Origin of the sequence: Streptomyces spororaveus (assembly GCF_016755875.1) — a bacterium.
Taxonomy (GTDB): domain Bacteria; phylum Actinomycetota; class Actinomycetes; order Streptomycetales; family Streptomycetaceae; genus Streptomyces; species Streptomyces spororaveus.
In genome coordinates, this window is sequence record NZ_BNED01000005.1 from 6,957,501 (window position 1) to 6,974,842 (window position 17,342).

Annotated in this window: 12 protein-coding genes, 2 rRNA genes and 1 riboswitch (1 of these 15 only partly in view); of the genes, 13 read left to right on the forward strand and 1 reads right to left on the reverse strand. The window is 67.6% G+C overall.

What is annotated here, in order from left to right; all coding sequences use genetic code 11:
* From Sspor_RS34015 to Sspor_RS34070, 12 genes are all read left to right on the forward strand, one after another.
* Positions 1-3,052: ribosomal RNA gene (locus Sspor_RS34015) — 23S ribosomal RNA — on the forward strand (it extends 71 nt beyond the left edge of the window).
* A gap of 78 nt (positions 3,053-3,130) precedes the next feature.
* A 5S ribosomal RNA gene (gene rrf / locus Sspor_RS34020) occupies positions 3,131-3,247 on the forward strand.
* Positions 3,248-3,383: 136 nt separating this feature from the next.
* Positions 3,384-3,974, forward strand: a complete 591-nt coding sequence (gene clsA, locus Sspor_RS34025; RefSeq protein ID WP_030718774.1) for a cardiolipin synthase ClsA — start codon at positions 3,384-3,386, stop codon at positions 3,972-3,974.
* 100 nt (positions 3,975-4,074) lie between these two features.
* Positions 4,075-6,570, forward strand: a complete 2,496-nt coding sequence (locus Sspor_RS34030; RefSeq protein WP_202202517.1) for a mannose-1-phosphate guanyltransferase — start codon at positions 4,075-4,077, stop codon at positions 6,568-6,570.
* Positions 6,571-6,681: 111 nt separating this feature from the next.
* The gene (locus tag Sspor_RS34035; RefSeq protein ID WP_202202518.1) at positions 6,682-7,590 is read left to right on the forward strand and encodes a DUF881 domain-containing protein; all 909 of its coding nucleotides are present in this window, start codon (positions 6,682-6,684) and stop codon (positions 7,588-7,590) included.
* Positions 7,587-7,919: a small basic family protein gene (locus Sspor_RS34040; protein WP_030010496.1), complete on the forward strand. Its 333-nt coding sequence runs from the start codon at positions 7,587-7,589 to the stop codon at positions 7,917-7,919. Before Sspor_RS34035 ends, Sspor_RS34040 begins: the two co-directional genes overlap by 4 nt.
* A gap of 5 nt (positions 7,920-7,924) precedes the next feature.
* Positions 7,925-8,833, forward strand: coding sequence for a DUF881 domain-containing protein (locus Sspor_RS34045; protein ID WP_202202519.1), 909 nt, complete (start codon positions 7,925-7,927; stop codon positions 8,831-8,833).
* 85 nt (positions 8,834-8,918) lie between these two features.
* Complete coding sequence (locus Sspor_RS34050) at positions 8,919-9,866, forward strand: FHA domain-containing protein (RefSeq protein WP_202204029.1); 948 nt, start codon at positions 8,919-8,921, stop codon at positions 9,864-9,866.
* Positions 9,867-9,885: 19 nt separating this feature from the next.
* Complete coding sequence (ftsR, locus tag Sspor_RS34055; protein ID WP_202202520.1) at positions 9,886-10,650, forward strand: transcriptional regulator FtsR; 765 nt, start codon at positions 9,886-9,888, stop codon at positions 10,648-10,650.
* A 51-nt stretch (positions 10,651-10,701) separates the two neighbouring features.
* On the forward strand, positions 10,702-11,175 hold the full coding sequence (locus tag Sspor_RS34060) for a bifunctional nuclease family protein (protein WP_007262890.1): 474 nt from the start codon (positions 10,702-10,704) through the stop codon (positions 11,173-11,175).
* A gap of 180 nt (positions 11,176-11,355) precedes the next feature.
* Positions 11,356-11,994 (forward strand): MerR family transcriptional regulator, encoded by a 639-nt coding sequence (locus tag Sspor_RS34065; RefSeq protein WP_202202522.1) that lies wholly within the window; start codon positions 11,356-11,358, stop codon positions 11,992-11,994.
* Positions 11,995-12,037: 43 nt separating this feature from the next.
* Positions 12,038-13,489, forward strand: coding sequence for a DNA polymerase IV (locus Sspor_RS34070; protein ID WP_202202523.1), 1,452 nt, complete (start codon positions 12,038-12,040; stop codon positions 13,487-13,489).
* A gap of 158 nt (positions 13,490-13,647) precedes the next feature.
* On the opposite strand, the gene Sspor_RS34075 is transcribed toward Sspor_RS34070, so the two are convergent.
* Positions 13,648-14,013, reverse strand: a complete 366-nt coding sequence (locus tag Sspor_RS34075) for a PRC-barrel domain-containing protein (RefSeq protein WP_030770347.1) — start codon at positions 14,011-14,013, stop codon at positions 13,648-13,650.
* A gap of 113 nt (positions 14,014-14,126) precedes the next feature.
* Positions 14,127-14,225, forward strand: a riboswitch (glycine riboswitch).
* Between the two features lie 195 nt (positions 14,226-14,420).
* On the opposite strand from Sspor_RS34075, the gene gcvP reads away from it, so the two are divergent.
* Positions 14,421-17,306, forward strand: a complete 2,886-nt coding sequence (gcvP, locus tag Sspor_RS34080) for an aminomethyl-transferring glycine dehydrogenase (RefSeq protein ID WP_202202524.1) — start codon at positions 14,421-14,423, stop codon at positions 17,304-17,306.
* Positions 17,307-17,342 lie beyond the last annotated feature (36 nt).

Here is a 17,342-nt window from a genome sequence, read left to right on the forward strand (position 1 = left end):
TAGGCCCCGGGGAGCTGCCAACTGAGCTTTGATCCGGGGGTGTCCGAATGGGGAAACCCGGCAGTCGTCATGGGCTGTCACCCACTGCTGAACACATAGGCAGTGTGGAGGGAACGAGGGGAAGTGAAACATCTCAGTACCCTCAGGAAGAGAAAACAACCGTGATTCCGGGAGTAGTGGCGAGCGAAACCGGATGAGGCCAAACCGTATGCGTGTGATACCCGGCAGGGGTTGCGCATGCGGGGTTGTGGGAATTCTTTTGATCGGTCTGCCGGCCGGTCGGCGAGTCAGAAACCGTTGATGTAGTCGAAGGACATGCGAAAGGTCCGGCGTAGAGGGTAAGACCCCCGTAGACGAAACATCAGCGGCTTGCTTAAGAATCTCCCAAGTAGCACGGGGCCCGAGAAATCCCGTGTGAATCTGGCGGGACCACCCGCTAAGCCTAAATATTCCCTGGTGACCGATAGCGGATAGTACCGTGAGGGAATGGTGAAAAGTACCGCGGGAGCGGAGTGAAATAGTACCTGAAACCGTGTGCCTACAAGCCGTGGGAGCGTCGCTCATTGGGTTTACCCAATGGGTCGTGACTGCGTGCCTTTTGAAGAATGAGCCTGCGAGTTAGCGGTGTGTAGCGAGGTTAACCCGTGTGGGGAAGCCGTAGCGAAAGCGAGTCCGAATAGGGCGATTGAGTTGCACGCTCTAGACCCGAAGCGGAGTGATCTAGCCATGGGCAGGTTGAAGCGGAGGTAAGACTTCGTGGAGGACCGAACCCACCAGGGTTGAAAACCTGGGGGATGACCTGTGGTTAGGGGTGAAAGGCCAATCAAACTCCGTGATAGCTGGTTCTCCCCGAAATGCATTTAGGTGCAGCGTCGTGTGTTTCTTGCCGGAGGTAGAGCACTGGATAGGCGATGGGCCCTACCGGGTTACTGACCTTAGCCAAACTCCGAATGCCGGTAAGTGAGAGCACGGCAGTGAGACTGTGGGGGATAAGCTCCATGGTCGAGAGGGAAACAGCCCAGAGCATCGACTAAGGCCCCTAAGCGTACGCTAAGTGGGAAAGGATGTGGAGTCGCAGAGACAACCAGGAGGTTGGCTTAGAAGCAGCCACCCTTGAAAGAGTGCGTAATAGCTCACTGGTCAAGTGATTCCGCGCCGACAATGTAGCGGGGCTCAAGCGTACCGCCGAAGTCGTGTCATTGCAGCAATAGGGCCAACGCCCGCTGTGATGGGTAGGGGAGCGTCGTGTGCCGGGTGAAGCAGCAGCGGAAGCTAGTTGTGGACGGTTCACGAGTGAGAATGCAGGCATGAGTAGCGATACACACGTGAGAAACGTGTGCGCCGATTGACTAAGGGTTCCTGGGTCAAGCTGATCTGCCCAGGGTAAGTCGGGACCTAAGGCGAGGCCGACAGGCGTAGTCGATGGACAACCGGTTGATATTCCGGTACCCGCTTTGAAACGCCCAATATCGAATCAGGCGATGCTAAGTCCGTGAAGCCGTTCCGGACCCTTCGGGGAAAGGAAAGTGGTGGAGCCGACGAACCAGACTTGTAGTAGGTAAGCGATGGGGTGACGCAGGAAGGTAGTCCAGCCCGGGCGGTGGTAGTCCCGGGGTAAGGGTGTAGGCCGAGGGGTAGGCAAATCCGTCCCTCATTAAGGCTGAGACCTGATGCCGAGCCGATTGTGGTGAAGTGGATGATCCTATGCTGTCGAGAAAAGCCTCTAGCGAGTTTCATGGCGGCCCGTACCCTAAACCGACTCAGGTGGTCAGGTAGAGAATACCGAGGCGTTCGGGTGAACTATGGTTAAGGAACTCGGCAAAATGCCCCCGTAACTTCGGGAGAAGGGGGGCCATCACTGGTGATCGGACTTGCTCCGTGAGCTGGGGGTGGCCGCAGAGACCAGCGAGAAGCGACTGTTTACTAAAAACACAGGTCCGTGCGAAGCCGTAAGGCGATGTATACGGACTGACGCCTGCCCGGTGCTGGAACGTTAAGGGGACCGGTTAGTGACCTTTCGGGGTTGCGAAGCTGAGAACTTAAGCGCCAGTAAACGGCGGTGGTAACTATAACCATCCTAAGGTAGCGAAATTCCTTGTCGGGTAAGTTCCGACCTGCACGAATGGCGTAACGACTTCTCGACTGTCTCAACCATAGGCCCGGTGAAATTGCACTACGAGTAAAGATGCTCGTTTCGCGCAGCAGGACGGAAAGACCCCGGGACCTTTACTACAGTTTGATATTGGTGTTCGGTTCGGCTTGTGTAGGATAGGTGGGAGACTTTGAAGCAGCCACGCCAGTGGTTGTGGAGTCGCCGTTGAAATACCACTCTGGTCGTGCTGGATGTCTAACCTCGGTCCGTGATCCGGATCAGGGACAGTGTCTGATGGGTAGTTTAACTGGGGCGGTTGCCTCCCAAAGGGTAACGGAGGCGCCCAAAGGTTCCCTCAGCCTGGTTGGCAATCAGGTGTTGAGTGTAAGTGCACAAGGGAGCTTGACTGTGAGACCGACGGGTCGAGCAGGGACGAAAGTCGGGACTAGTGATCCGGCGGTGGCTTGTGGAAGCGCCGTCGCTCAACGGATAAAAGGTACCCCGGGGATAACAGGCTGATCTTCCCCAAGAGTCCATATCGACGGGATGGTTTGGCACCTCGATGTCGGCTCGTCGCATCCTGGGGCTGGAGTCGGTCCCAAGGGTTGGGCTGTTCGCCCATTAAAGCGGTACGCGAGCTGGGTTTAGAACGTCGTGAGACAGTTCGGTCCCTATCCGCTGTGCGCGTAGGAATATTGAGAAGGGCTGTCCCTAGTACGAGAGGACCGGGACGGACGAACCTCTGGTGTGCCAGTTGTCCTGCCAAGGGCATGGCTGGTTGGCTACGTTCGGGAGGGATAACCGCTGAAAGCATCTAAGCGGGAAGCCTGCTTCAAGATGAGTATTCCCACCTCCTTGAGAGGGTAAGGCTCCCAGTAGACGACTGGGTTGATAGGCCAGATGTGGAAGCCCGGTAACGGGTGAAGCTGACTGGTACTAATAGGCCGAGGGCTTGTCCTCAGTTGCTCGCGTCCACTGTGTTAGTTCTGAAATAACGAACAGCTGTGTCCATGCCAGCGTGTTCAAATTTCATAGTGTTTCGGTGGTCATAGCGTTAGGGAAACGCCCGGTTACATTCCGAACCCGGAAGCTAAGCCTTTCAGCGCCGATGGTACTGCAGGGGGGACCCTGTGGGAGAGTAGGACGCCGCCGAACAATCATTGCGGAAGCCCCGCACCAAACCTTCGGGTTCGGTGCGGGGCTTTTCTGCGTTCGGGACACGTGTGCGGTCTCCTGTAGGGTCAGGGGGCATCGAACGACCAATTTCTACAGTCACAGTGGAGGCCCCCGGGTGGAGGTCCAGGAGACTCGGGTTCAGACTGACCGAATTTTCACCATTCCCAACATCCTGAGCATGGCTCGCCTGGCCGGCGTGCCCCTGTTCTTGTGGCTGATCCTCGCTGAGTACGACGGGTGGGCCCTTGCCGTCCTCATGCTCAGCGGGATCAGTGACTACCTCGACGGGAAGCTCGCACGGCGCTGGAATCAGATCAGCAAGCTCGGCCGGCTGCTCGATCCCGCCGCGGACCGGCTCTACATCCTGTCGACACTCTTCGGTCTGACTTATCGCGAGATTCTGCCGCTGTGGCTCACCGGAGCGTTGCTCGCGCGCGAGCTGATGTTGCTGGTCATGGTGTGGATCCTGCGTCGTCACGGCTATCCGCCGCCGCAGGTCAACTTCCTCGGCAAGGCCGCCACCTTCAACCTCATGTACGCGTTTCCCTTGCTGCTGCTCAGTGATGGAAGCGGCTGGTTGGCCTGGTTGGCCGCAGTTTTCGGATGGGCGTTCGCCGTATGGGGTACAACCCTCTACTGGTGGGCAGGAATCCTTTACGTGGTTCAGGTCCGCCGTCTGGTGAAGGCCGACTCCACGGCCGATTGAGCCCGTCCGGCGCCGGATGACACGGAGGAGTTGCGGAGTCACCGCCCGAGACGGGTGAGGGTCGGCACGACTGTCGTCTCCCAAGGAGGACTCTTCCGACATGAAGGCCGTCGTGATGGCCGGTGGCGAAGGCACGCGTCTTCGCCCCATGACTTCGAGCATGCCCAAGCCGCTCCTGCCGGTGGCCAACCGGCCGATCATGGAGCACGTACTCAGGCTGCTCAAGCGGCATGGACTCAGTGAGACCGTGGTCACCGTGCAGTTCCTGGCGTCACTCGTCAAGAACTATTTCGGGGATGGCGAAGAGCTCGGAATGGAGCTCACCTATGCCCACGAGGAGAAGCCACTCGGGACCGCCGGCAGTGTGAAGAATGCCGAGGAGGCTCTCAAGGACGACGCCTTCGTCGTCATTTCCGGCGATGCGCTCACCGACTTCGACCTCACCGATCTGATCCGCTTCCACAAGGAGAAGGGCGCGCTCGTCACGGTGTGCCTGACACGGGTGCCGAACCCGCTGGAATTCGGCATCACGATCGTGGACGAGGAGGGCAAGGTCGAGCGGTTCCTGGAGAAGCCGACCTGGGGACAGGTGTTCTCGGACACCGTCAACACCGGCATCTACGTCATGGAGCCGGAGGTCTTCGACTACGTGGCCCCGGATGTATCCGTCGACTGGTCCGGCGACGTCTTCCCTCAGCTGATGAAGGAAGGCAAGCCGATCTTCGGCTACGTGGCCGAGGGCTACTGGGAGGACGTCGGCACGCACGAGAGCTACGTCAAGGCCCAGGCCGACGTGCTTGAGGGCAAGGTCCAGATCGAGATGGACGGCTTCGAGATCTCGCCCGGGGTGTGGATCGCCGAAGGTGCCGAGGTGAGCCCGGACGCGGTGCTGCGCGGGCCGCTGTACATCGGGGACTACGCCAAGGTCGAAGCCGGGGCGGAGATCCGGGAGCACACGGTCATCGGGTCGAACGTCGTCGTCAAGAGCGGGGCCTTCCTGCACCGGGCCGTCGTCCACGACAACGTGTACATCGGGCCGCACAGCAACCTCCGCGGCTGTGTCATCGGCAAGAACACCGACATCATGCGGGCCGCGCGAATCGAGGACGGCGCCGTCATCGGCGACGAGTGCCTCGTCGGTGAGGAATCGATCGTCCAGGGGAACGTGCGGGTCTACCCGTTCAAGACCATCGAGGCCGGCGCCTTCGTCAACACATCGGTGATCTGGGAGTCCCGCGGCCAGGCGCATCTGTTCGGCGCGCGCGGGGTCTCCGGGATCCTGAACGTGGAGATCACTCCCGAGGTGGTGGTCCGGCTCGCCGGCGCGTACGCCACGACCCTGAAGAAGGGGGCGACCGTCACCACGGCCCGTGACCACTCGCGAGGCGCCAGGGCGCTCAAGCGGGCCGTGATCTCCGCGCTCCAGGCCAGCGCCATCAACGTACGGGACCTGGAGAACGTACCGCTGCCGGTGGCACGGCAGCAGACCGCGCGCGGCAGCGCGGGCGGGATCGTCCTGCGGACGTCGCCGGGCGTGCCGGACTCCGTGGACATCATGTTCCTGGACGAGCGGGGAGCGGACCTCTCCCTGCAGGGGCAGCGCAAGCTGGACCGGGTGTACGCGCGCCAGGAGTACCGGCGGGCGTTCCCCGGTGAGATCGGCGACCTGCAGTTCCCGGGCAGTGTCTTCGACGCCTACACCGGCTCGCTGCTGCGGCGGGTGGACACCACCGGCATCGGCGACGCCGGGCTCAAGGTGGTCGTGGACGCCTCGAACGGAAGCGCCGGCCTGGTTCTGCCCAGCCTGCTCGGCCGGCTCGGTGTGGACGCACTGACGATCAATCCGGGGCTCGACGAGTCCCGCCCGACGGAGTCCCGGGAGTCCCGGCGGGCCGGGCTGGTGCGGCTGGGGGAGATGGTGGCCTCGGCGCGAGCGGCCTTCGGGGTGCGGTTCGACCCCGTGGGCGAGCGGATCTCCCTGGTCGACGAGCGCGGCCGGATCATCGAGGACGACCGGGCACTGCTGGTGATGCTCGACCTGGTGGCCGCGGAGAAGCGCAGCGGCAAGGTCGCGCTGCCGGTGACCACGACGCGGGTGGCCGAGCAGGTGGCGGCGTACCACGGTACGCAGGTCGAGTGGACGACGACCTCGCCCGACGACCTGACCCGGGTGGGGCGGGCGGAGAACACCATCTTCGGCGGAGACGGCCAGGGCGGCTTCATCGTTCCGGAGTTCAGCAGCGTCTTCGACGGTTCGGCCGCCTTCGTGCAGCTGCTCGGGCTGGTGGCGCGTACCCAGCTCACGCTGAGCCAGATCGACGCCCGGATCCCGCGGGCCCATGTCCTCAGGCGGGACGTTTCGACGCCGTGGGCCGTGAAGGGGCTCGTCATGCGGCGGGTCGTGGAGGTGGCCGGCGACCGGCAGGTCGACACGACCGACGGGGTACGGGTGGTCGAGGCCGACGGACGGTGGGCGCTGGTCCTGCCGGATCCGGCGGAAGCGGTCACCCACCTGTGGGCCGAGGGCCCCGACGACGCCACCGCGCAGGCCCTGCTCGACGAGTGGGCGGGCGTGGTGGAGGGCGCCGGGCAGTGAGTCCCGGGCCTGCGACGACGTAGGCCGGAAGTCCGGTGGGCCGGGTGCGGGGAGTGCCGGCCCGGCCCACCGGATGGACGCATTCGGTGACTGCGCCGCCGACATGCGACGATGTGCGGCATGTCGCAGCCGCCCCACAACCGGACGCCGGCGTCTCCTGTGCCCGCGCGCCCGGACGCTTCCATGTCGCTGCTGACGCACGTGATGGACCACAGTCTCGACGAGGGCTACGCGGAGGCCGCTGCCCGGCGCGAGGCGGAGGGCACGGCGGGCCTGCCGCGCACCCTCAAGGCCAAGCTGGGGCTCGCCGCCGGCCTCGTCGTCACCGCCATGGTCGTCACGCTCGGTGCGGCCGAGGCGCGGGTGGCCGCGCCGGTGCTGGCCAAGGAGCGTCAGGAACTGATCGACCGGGTGGAGCGGGCGGACGACCGCGCGCACGGCCTGGAGCGTGACATCGACCGCCTCAGGACCGATGTCGCGGCCCGCCAGCGTGCGGCGCTGAAGCAGCCCGGCGGGGGTCAGGGCGAGCTCGTGGCCCTCCTGGCGGGTGCCACGGAGGTCCGGGGGCCGGGGATCAAGCTGACGGTGGACGACGCGAAGGGCAGTTCGACGGGCGGCGGTGGCAAACCGCGCGAGAGCTCGGGCTTCTCGGACACCGGCCGGCTCCGCGACCGTGACATGCAGAAGATCGTCAACGGGCTCTGGCAGTCGGGTGCGGAGGCCATCTCCATCAACGGGCAGCGGCTGACCGAACTGTCGGCGATCAGAGCCGCGGGTGACGCGATACTGGTCGACAACAGGCCGCTGGTGCCGCCGTACGAAGTGCTGGCGGTGGGGGACAAGAAGCGGCTCGGCACGGCCTTCCAGGACTCGGCCGACGGACAGTACCTGCACGTGCTGCAGGAGAGCTACGGGATCCGTTACGGCCTGTCCCCGGCGGACGACCTGCGGTTGCCGGCCGCGTCGAGCCTGACCGTACGTACAGCTACACCGGCAGAGCAGCAGAAGGGTGCATCGTGATCGCGGTACTGGGCCTCTTGGCCGGAGTGGTGGCCGGACTTCTGGTCCGGCCCGAAGTGCCGGCCGTGGTGGAGCCATATCTGCCGATCGCCGTGGTGGCGGCGCTGGACGCGGTCTTCGGCGGCCTCCGCGCGATGCTGGACGGCATCTTCGTGGACAAGGTCTTCGTGGTGTCGTTCCTGTCGAACGTGGTCGTGGCCGCGCTGATCGTCTTCCTCGGTGACAAGCTCGGGGTCGGCTCGCAGCTGTCCACGGGTGTGGTCGTGGTCCTCGGCATCCGCATCTTCTCCAACGCCGCGGCCATCCGCCGGCACGTGTTCCGGGCGTGAGGCCGATGAGTGCGAACGACAGCCCCGAGGAGCCGGAGGGCGCGGCACGGCCGCCGGAGCCCCCGGAGGCGCCGCGCTCCCCGGAGCCCGCGCAGCCCCCGCGGTCCGCCGAGCCCGTACCGCCGGCCGAGCCCGCGCAGCGGCCGCCGGCGCCGGAGCCCGCGGAGCCGTCCGAGGAGGTGCCGGGGCAGCCCGAGGAGACCGGTCGGCAGCGGCTCGCGGCCGGGCTGTGGCCCCCGCGGGTGAGCCGGGCCCAACTGATCGTGGCGCTGCTGCTGTTCGTTCTGGGGCTGGGTCTGGCGATCCAGGTGCGGTCCAACAGCGACTCCAGCGCGCTGCGCGGGGCCCGCCAGGAGGACCTCGTACGGATCCTCGACGAGCTCGACGGGCGGACCAAGCGCCTGGAGGACGAGAAGCAGCGCCTGGAGGACCAGCGCAAGGAGTTGGAGAACAGCTCCAACCAGGCCGAGGAGGCCCGCAAGCAGACCGTCGAGAAGGAACGCCAACTGGGCATCCTGGCCGGTACGGTGGCAGCCCAGGGGCCGGGCATCACACTGAGGATCACGGATCCCACGGGTCAGGTGCAGTCCGACCAGCTGCTGGACACCCTTCAGGAGTTGCGGGCGGCCGGGGCCGAGGCGATCCAGATCAACGGGGTGCGCATCGTGGCGGGCTCGTACTTCTCGGACGAGGACGGCGGGGTCGCCATCGACGGTAAGAAGATCACACAACCCTATGAGTTCAGGGTGATCGGCAAGCCACAGGATCTGGAGCCCGCGCTGAACATCCCCGGCGGTGTCGTCCAGACGCTGGAGAAGGAGCAGGCCACCGTCGCCGTCACACGGTCGGCGAAGATCGTTGTGGATGCCTTGCGGGCAGCGAAGCAGCCTGACTACGCTCGGTCGTCATCGTGATGAATCGGAGTGAAGAGTGGTGCGGTCCACGCGGGCGGATGCCTGCGGGGGGTCGGCGCACCGAAGTCGCGGTGCGTGGTGGAAACTGTCTGGTGGTTACGGACGTTGTGAGAATGTCCGGGTCGGCAGGTGTCTGCATTCGGAGTTCGTCCTGCCCCACGGGCGGGTCTATTTCGGTCAAGGGGAATCGCCCGTGAAGTTGTTTGAGAAGTTGTTCGGCAAGAAGAACCGCGAGGAAGGCGGCGCGGCACGGCACCGCGCCGGGCACGGGGACGTGGAAGGGCAGGGCGACCGGCCGCTCTTCCGCGACGAGGTCGCCGGCGCGGGCGATGTTCCGGGTGGGACCGGCGCGTCGGCTGTTGACCCTGCTGGTACCGGCCGCATAGGTTTCGGTGAACCATCAACCTCAAGTGCGGGTGGAGGGTTTGCCCCCGACCCGTATGCCACCAATGCATCCGCGGGGCAGCCGCGGCGCGAGGAGCCGTCCATGTCGGCCGAGCAGATTTGCAGCAGGTGCGGACACCGCAGCGATGCGGCCAGTCGGTTCTGCTCGAACTGCGGCGCGCCGCTGCGGGCGGGTCTGACGCCGGAGCGTGCCTCGGAGACCACGTCCACGATCTCGATCTCGGGCCTTGAGGCCTACGAGGCCGAGGTGTCGGGACAGCCGCACGTGTCGTCCTCCTCGCTGTCCCCCGAGGCCCAGGCCGCGGTGGAAGCGCTGCCCCCCGGTTCCGCTCTGCTCATCGTGCGACGAGGCCCCAACTCCGGGAGCCGTTTCCTGCTGGACGGTGAGCTGACCACGGCCGGCCGCCACCCGCAGAGCGACATCTTCCTGGACGACGTCACCGTCTCCCGGCGCCATGTCGAGTTCCGCAGGAGCCAGGACGGCGGCTTCACCGTCGGCGATGTCGGCAGCCTCAACGGCACGTACGTGAACCGTGAGCCGATCGACTCCGTCGCCCTGCAGAACGGCGACGAGGTGCAGATCGGCAAGTACCGGCTGGTCTTCTACGCGAGCCTGCGGGGCATCTGACCCTTTTAGGGAAGGTTCCATGCTGCGTACCCCGACCGGCGGTGCCCCGCGAAGCGGCACCGCCGGCCCGGCCGGGCGGCTGGTGAGCATCGGCACGGTGCTCACCACGCTGCGTGACGAGTTCCCCGACGTCACCATCTCGAAGATCCGCTTCCTGGAGGCGGAAGGGCTCGTCGAGCCCCGGCGCACGCCTTCGGGATACCGCAAGTTCAGCACCGAGGACGTGGAACGGCTCGCTCGCATCCTGCGTCTTCAGCGCGACCACTACCTGCCGCTGAAGGTCATCCGAGAGCAGCTCGACGCGCTCGCACGCGGGGAGCAGATCCGCATCCCGGCGCCCACCGCGCACGGGGACTCCACCGATCCCGCCGGACCGGCGGCCGTCTACGGCGAAGTCGGGCGGGAACGGGCCACCGCGGCCCGGGTCGGCCGGGCGGAGCTGCTCGCTGCCGCCGGGGTGGACGAGGTGCAGCTGGTCGAGTGGGAGTCGTACGGGCTGCTCGCCGAGGGCCCGGACGGCGGGTTCGACGCCGAGGCGGTCACGGTCGCCCGCCTGGTGGCCGATCTGGGCCGCTTCGGGCTGGAGCCGCGGCACCTGCGTGCCATGAAGGCCGCCGCGGACCGCGAGGCGGGGCTGGTGGAGCAGGTCGTGGCACCGCTGCGCCGGCATCGCAACCCGCAGACCCGGGCTCATGCGGAGGCCACCCTGAAGGAGCTCGCGGGGCTTTCCGTACGGCTCCACGAGGCGCTCGTACAGACCGCTCTCGGGGTTCGGCTGCCCTGAGGTGAGGGGCCCGACTACCCAAACCTGCCGAGCAGGTCCTAGGGTTGCTGTGTGAACGAGCTCGACGTTGTGGGTGTCCGGGTGGAAATGCCCTCCAACCAACCGATCGTGCTCCTGCGTGAAGTGGGAGGCGACCGGTACCTCCCCATCTGGATCGGTCCAGGGGAGGCGACCGCCATTGCCTTCGCGCAGCAGGGGATGGCCCCTGCCCGACCGCTGACGCACGACCTGTTCAAGGACGTGCTGGAGGCGGTCGGCGAGGAGCTCACCGAGGTCCGCATCACGGATCTGCGGGAGGGTGTCTTCTACGCGGAGCTCGTCTTCGCCAGCGGGGTCGAGGTGAGTGCGCGGCCTTCGGACGCCATAGCTCTCGCCCTGCGGACGGGGACGCCGATCTACGGCAGTGACGGCGTGCTGGACGACGCCGGAATCGCCATTCCGGACGAGCAGGAGGACGAGGTGGAGAAGTTCCGCGAGTTCCTCGACCAGATCTCGCCGGAGGACTTCGGTACCGGCCCGCAGTGAGGTGTCGGCCGCGTCGTCCTCGGGGATCCTCCGCCCATTCGATTAGCCTTTCCCCGCAAAGGGATACGGGAAACCACTCTCAGGGTGATTATCACTCGGCGTGCCGAGTGTGGCGATCGTTGACGCACCCCTGGTGACTGCCTACCTTCGAGGTGGGCAGGTCAAGGACGGAGGGTCGGCGTGAGGATCACGGGCGACGGTACGACCGGGGGCACCCCCGCACGGAGTGAGGCTGGGCCGTACCCGTTGCACGGCGGGGCGGTCGGTGCCGCGCGCCGTCAGCCGGAGTCGACGCACGTCGGACCGGTGAGCGGTGACCCGGAGCCCGAGCAGATCGGCTACCGCGGGCCTACCGCGTGCGCCGCGGCCGGCATCACCTACCGGCAGCTCGACTACTGGGCCCGGACCGGGCTGGTGGAGCCCAGCGTGCGGGCCGCCCACGCGGCGGGGACGCAGCGGCTGTACAGCTTCCGCGACGTCATGGTCCTCAAGATCGTCAAGCGCTTCCTGGACACCGGGGTGGCGCTGCAGAACATCCGCACGGCGGTGCAGCACCTGCACGACCGGGACCTCGCGGACCTCGAACGGATGACGCTGATGAGCGACGGCGCCACCGTGTACGAGTGCACCTCGCCGGACCAGGTCGTGAGCCTGCTCCAGGGCGGTCAGGGCGTTTTCGGCATCGCCGTGGGCGTGGTGTGGCGCGACGTGGAGAGCGCGCTGTCGCAGCTGCACGGGGAGCGCGTGGACACCGGCGAGACCCTCGTCCGGCACAACCCGACCGACGAGCTCGCCGCCCGCCGCAACCGGGCCGTCTGACCCGAGCCCCGGCGTTGTCAGTGGCGTAGGGCAGCATCGGGCTGTGAGAGCCGCGCCGACCATCCTGCACCTGGACATGGACGCCTTCTACGCCTCCGTGGAGCAGGCGTCGAAGCCGAGCCTGCGGGGCAAGGCCGTCATCGTCGGCGGCCTCGGGCCCCGTGGGGTCGTCGCCACCGCCTCGTACGAGGCCAGGCGGTTCGGCGTGCATTCCGCGATGCCGATGGGGCAGGCACGGCGGCTCTGCCCGAACGGCGCGTACCTGATTCCCCGCTTCAGCCTCTACCGGCAGGTCAGCGACGTGGTGATGGCCATGCTGCGGGAACTGTCGCCCCTGGTGGAGCCCCTGAGCCTGGACGAGGCCTTCGTGGACCTGGAGGCGGGCGGGGTGGCCTTCGACTCGCGCAGCGCGCGGGAGACGGGGGAGCGGCTGCGGGCCGACATCAGGGCCGTGACGGGGCTCAGCGGGTCGGTGGGGCTGGCCGGGTCGAAGATGCTGGCCAAAGTGGCGTCGGAGGAGGCCAAGCCCGCCGGGCTGCTGCTGATCGAGCCGGGGACGGAGCGCGAGCTGCTCGCGCCGATGTCGGTGCGGACCCTGCCCGGGGTGGGGCCGGCCACGGGCGAGCACTTGCGCCGGGCCGGGATCACCACGGTGGGGGAGCTGGCGGAGGCCGGGGAGGACGAGCTGGTCCGGATGGTCGGCCGCTCGGCCGGTGCCGGGCTGTACCGGATGGCGCTCGGGCTGGACGACCGGCCGGTGGTCGCGGAGCGCGACGCCAAGTCGGTGTCGGTCGAGGACACCTTCGACGTGGACCTGCACGACCGGGTACGGATCCGCGGGGAGGTGCAGCGGCTCGCCGACCGGTGTGTGCAGCGGCTGCGGGGCTCGGGGCACTCGGGGCGCACGATCGTGCTCAAGGTGCGGCGGTACGACTTCTCCACGCTGACCCGGTCCGAGACCCTGCGCGGGCCCACGGACGACCCGGCGGTCGTGCGGGAGGCGGCGGCACGGCTGCTGGAGGGCGTGGACACCACGGGTGGGGTGCGGCTGCTGGGCGTGGGGGTGAGCGGCCTGGCGGACTACACGCAGGAGGACCTGTTCGCACAGTCGCTCGCCGCTGAGCCGGACGTGGCGGAAGGATCGGACGGAGCGGAAGGATCGGACGGAGCGGAAGGAGCGGGCGGGGCTGACGGAGCGGGCGGGGTCGGAGGGCAGGCGGCGGCCGTTGCCGCCCCGGCGGAGACCGAGGGGGCCCAGGAGGCGGCCGGGCCGCCAGGGGCGCCCGAACCGGCCCCTGAACGCCGCTGGACGGCCGGGAGCGACGTGCGGCATTCCGTGTACGGGCCCGGATGGGTGCAGGGCAGTGGCGTCGGGCGGGTGACCGTGCGGTTCGAGCAGCCCGGATCGGAGCCCGGCCGGGTGCGGACCTTCCGGGTGGACGACCCCGAGCTGGAGCCGTCCGATCCGCTCCCACTGGTGGGGGACACCCCCTAGCGGGTGTCTTGCCGATCAGGGCGGGCTCGCGGTGGCCGGTGCCGCGCCTCGCCGCGTTGTCCTCGGTCGGCGACGCTCCGCGTCGCCTCCCTCGTCCGCCTTGCCATGCACGGCACCGGCCACCGCTCCCTGATCCACCCTGATCGACAAGACACCCCCTAGCTCTCGTCACCCGCCAGGCGGCCGAAATCGCGGTTGAAGTCCGCGGGGAGGGTCGTGTCCAGCCCGTAGTGGTGGTAGAGCTGCAGCTCCTGCTCGGGGGAGAGGTGGCGCCCGACGCCGAAGTCCGGGGCGTCCCTGATCAGCGCGCGTTCGAAGGGCACCCGGAGGGTGTCGCCCACCAGCTCGCTCGGCTCCAGCGGGACGAAGGCGTCCCGGCTGAAGAGCCCCGTCCGGACCGCGGCCCACTCCGGCACGCCCGTGGCATCGTCGAGGTAGACCTCGTCGATCGTGCCGATCTTGGTGCCATTGCGGTCGAACGCCTTGCGGCCGATCAGGCTGCGCGGATCGATGTCGGTCTGCACGGTCCCTCCAAAAGGTCGCAACTGCTCCGTAATGACTACAGAAGTGCATATCCGCAGCGGAGGCCACTCGGGGGAGGGTCCAGATCCTCGCTGGTACGCTGGTGAACGGCTGTCGACCCTGTGCGGGAGAGTCCTCCGAGTGAACGAGACGGAGGCGCCGAAGGAGCAAATCCTCCCCGGAATCTCTCAGGCATACGTACCGCACGGACGAGGCCACTCTGGAAAGCAGGGCGGGTACCGGGCGCGCAGTGCCGGTCCCCCTCCTCACCGACGGTGAAAGCCGGACCTCTCGGGCGACCCCCGTGACTCCGGTGAAACTCTCAGGTGCAGATGACAGAGGGGGAGGCCGTCCGGGTGCCAGCGCCGTGGTGCCCCTCGCAGGTCATACGACCAGGAGGCCTCCGTACATGACCGCCAACCGCATTCCGCTCTCCCAGCTGGAGCGAGGCATCCCCTTCGAACAGCGCCACATCGGCCCGGATGCCGAGGCGCAGGCGAAGATGCTCGCCCAGGTGGGCTACGGCTCCCTGGACGAACTGACCGCTGCCGCGGTACCGGATGTGATCAAGACCGCCGAGGCGCTCGACCTGCCCGAGGCGCGCACCGAGGCCGAGGTGCTGGCCGAGCTGCGCTCGCTCGCCGACCGCAACCAGGTCCTCTCGCCGATGATCGGTCTCGGCTACTACGGGACCTTCACGCCGCCGGTGATCCTCCGCAACGTCATGGAGAACCCGGCCTGGTACACGGCGTACACGCCCTACCAGCCGGAGATCTCCCAGGGCCGCCTCGAAGCGCTCCTGAACTTCCAGACCGTCGTCGCCGAGCTGACCGGCCTGCCGACCTCGGGCGCCTCGCTGCTCGACGAGGGCACCGCGGCCGCCGAGGCCATGACCCTGGCCCGCCGCGTGGGCAGGGCCAAGGGCAACATCTTCCTGGTGGACGCCGACGCGCTGCCGCAGACCATCGCCGTCATCGAGACCCGCGCCGAGCCGATCGGCATCGAGGTCGTCGTCGCGGACCTGTCCGCCGGTATCCCGGCCGAGGTCGCCGAGCGCGGCATCTACGGCGTCCTGGTCCAGTACCCGGGTGCCTCCGGTGCCGTCCGGGACATCAAGCCGGTCATCGACCAGGCGCACGAGCTCGGCGCCATCGTCGCCGTCTCCGCCGACCTGCTCGCGCTGACCCTGCTGACCTCCCCGGGCGCGCTCGGCGCGGACATCGCCGTCGGCACCACCCAGCGCTTCGGTGTCCCGATGGGCTTCGGCGGACCGCACGCCGGCTACATGGCCGTCCAGGACAAGCACGCCCGCTCGCTGCCCGGCCGCCTCGTCGGCGTCTCCGTGGACGCGGACGGCAACAAGGCGTACCGCCTGGCGCTGCAGACCCGTGAGCAGCACATCCGCCGTGAGAAGGCCACCAGCAACATCTGTACCGCGCAGGTGCTGCTCGCCGTCATGGCCGGCATGTACGCCGTCTACCACGGCCCGGACGGCCTGCGGACGATCGCGAGCCGCACCCACCGCTACGCCACCCTGCTCGCCGCGGGTCTGAAGGCCGGCGGGGTCGAGATCGTGCACGGCTCGTACTTCGACACCATCACCGCCCGCGTCCCGGGCCGTGCGGCCGAGGTCGTCGCCGCAGCCCGCGAGGGCGGCGTCAACCTGTTCCAGGCCGACGCCGACCTGGTCTCCGTCGCCTGCGACGAGACCACCCTGCGCGCCGACATCGAGGCCGTCTGGGCCGCCTTCGGCGTCACCGCGGACATCGAGGCGCTGGACGCGGACACGGCCGACACCCTGCCCGAGGGCCTGCTGCGCTCGGACGCGTACCTGACGCACCCGGTCTTCCACCAGCACCGCTCCGAGACCGCGATGCTGCGCTACCTGCGCAAGCTCTCGGACAAGGACTACGCGCTGGACCGCGGCATGATCCCGCTGGGCTCCTGCACCATGAAGCTCAACGCGACCACCGAGATGGAGCCGGTGACCTGGCCCGAGTTCGGTCAGCTGCACCCCTTCGCGCCGGTGGAGCAGGCCGAGGGCTACCTCACGCTCATCACCGAGCTGGAGGAACGTCTCTGCGAGGTGACCGGCTACGACAAGGTCTCCATCCAGCCGAACGCCGGCTCCCAGGGTGAGCTCGCGGGCCTGCTGGCCGTCCGTGCCTACCACCGCGCGAACGGCGACGAGCAGCGCACCATCTGCCTGATCCCGTCCTCGGCGCACGGCACCAACGCCGCCAGCGCCGTGATGGCCGGGATGAAGGTCGTCGTCGTCAAGACCGCCGACGACGGCGAGGTGGACGCGGCCGACCTGCGCGCCAAGATCGAGCAGCACCGCGACGAGCTCGCCGTGCTGATGATCACGTACCCCTCGACGCACGGTGTGTTCGAGGAGCACGTCGCCGACATCTGCGCCCAGGTGCACGAGGCGGGCGGCCAGGTCTACGTCGACGGTGCCAACCTGAACGCCCTGGTGGGCCTGGCCAAGCCGGGTCACTTCGGCGGCGACGTCTCGCACCTGAACCTGCACAAGACCTTCTGCATCCCGCACGGCGGCGGCGGCCCGGGCGTCGGCCCGGTCGGTGTCCGGGCCCACCTGGCCCCGTACCTGCCCAACCACCCGCTCCAGCCCACCGCGGGCCCGGAGACGGGCGTCGGCCCGATCTCGGCCGCCCCGTGGGGCTCGGCGGGCATCCTGCCGATCTCGTGGTCGTACGTGCGCCTGATGGGCGGCGAGGGCCTCAAGCGCGCCACCCAGGTGGCCGTGCTCGGCGCCAACTACATCGCCAAGCGCCTGGAGCCGCACTACCCGGTGCTCTACACCGGCCCGGGCAACCTGGTCGCGCACGAGTGCATCATCGACCTGCGCCCGCTGTCGAAGGCCACGGGCGTGAGCGTGGACGACATCGCCAAGCGACTGATCGACTACGGCTTCCACGCGCCGACCATGTCCTTCCCGGTCGCCGGCACGCTGATGATCGAGCCGACGGAGTCCGAGGACCTCGCCGAGATCGACCGCTTCTGCGACGCGATGATCGCCATCCGCGGCGAGATCGAGCGGGTCGCGGGTGGCGAGTGGCCGCTGGATGACAACCCGCTGGCCAACGCCCCGCACACCGCGGCGGCGCTGGGCGGCGAGTGGAACCACCCGTACTCCCGGGACGAGGCCGTCTTCCCGGCCGGCGTCACGGCCGCCGAGAAGTACTGGCCGCCGGTGCGCCGCATCGACGGTGCGTTCGGCGACCGGAACCTGGTGTGCTCCTGCCCGCCGCTGGACGAGTACGACGCCTGAGGTGAACGCCGTCGTACGACTCACGTATGACGGTCG

What these genes read in the sequence shown, in the direction of transcription:
- Sspor_RS34035 (WP_202202518.1), top strand. Translation starts at nt 6,682, where the DNA reads ATGTGCGGCATGTCGCAGCCGCCCCACAACCGGACGCCGGCGTCTCCT.
- Sspor_RS34045 (WP_202202519.1), top strand. Translation starts at nt 7,925, where the DNA reads ATGAGTGCGAACGACAGCCCCGAGGAGCCGGAGGGCGCGGCACGGCCG.
- ftsR (WP_202202520.1), top strand. Translation starts at nt 9,886, where the DNA reads ATGCTGCGTACCCCGACCGGCGGTGCCCCGCGAAGCGGCACCGCCGGC.
- Sspor_RS34030 (WP_202202517.1), top strand. Translation starts at nt 4,075, where the DNA reads ATGAAGGCCGTCGTGATGGCCGGTGGCGAAGGCACGCGTCTTCGCCCC.
- gcvP (WP_202202524.1), top strand. Translation starts at nt 14,421, where the DNA reads ATGACCGCCAACCGCATTCCGCTCTCCCAGCTGGAGCGAGGCATCCCC.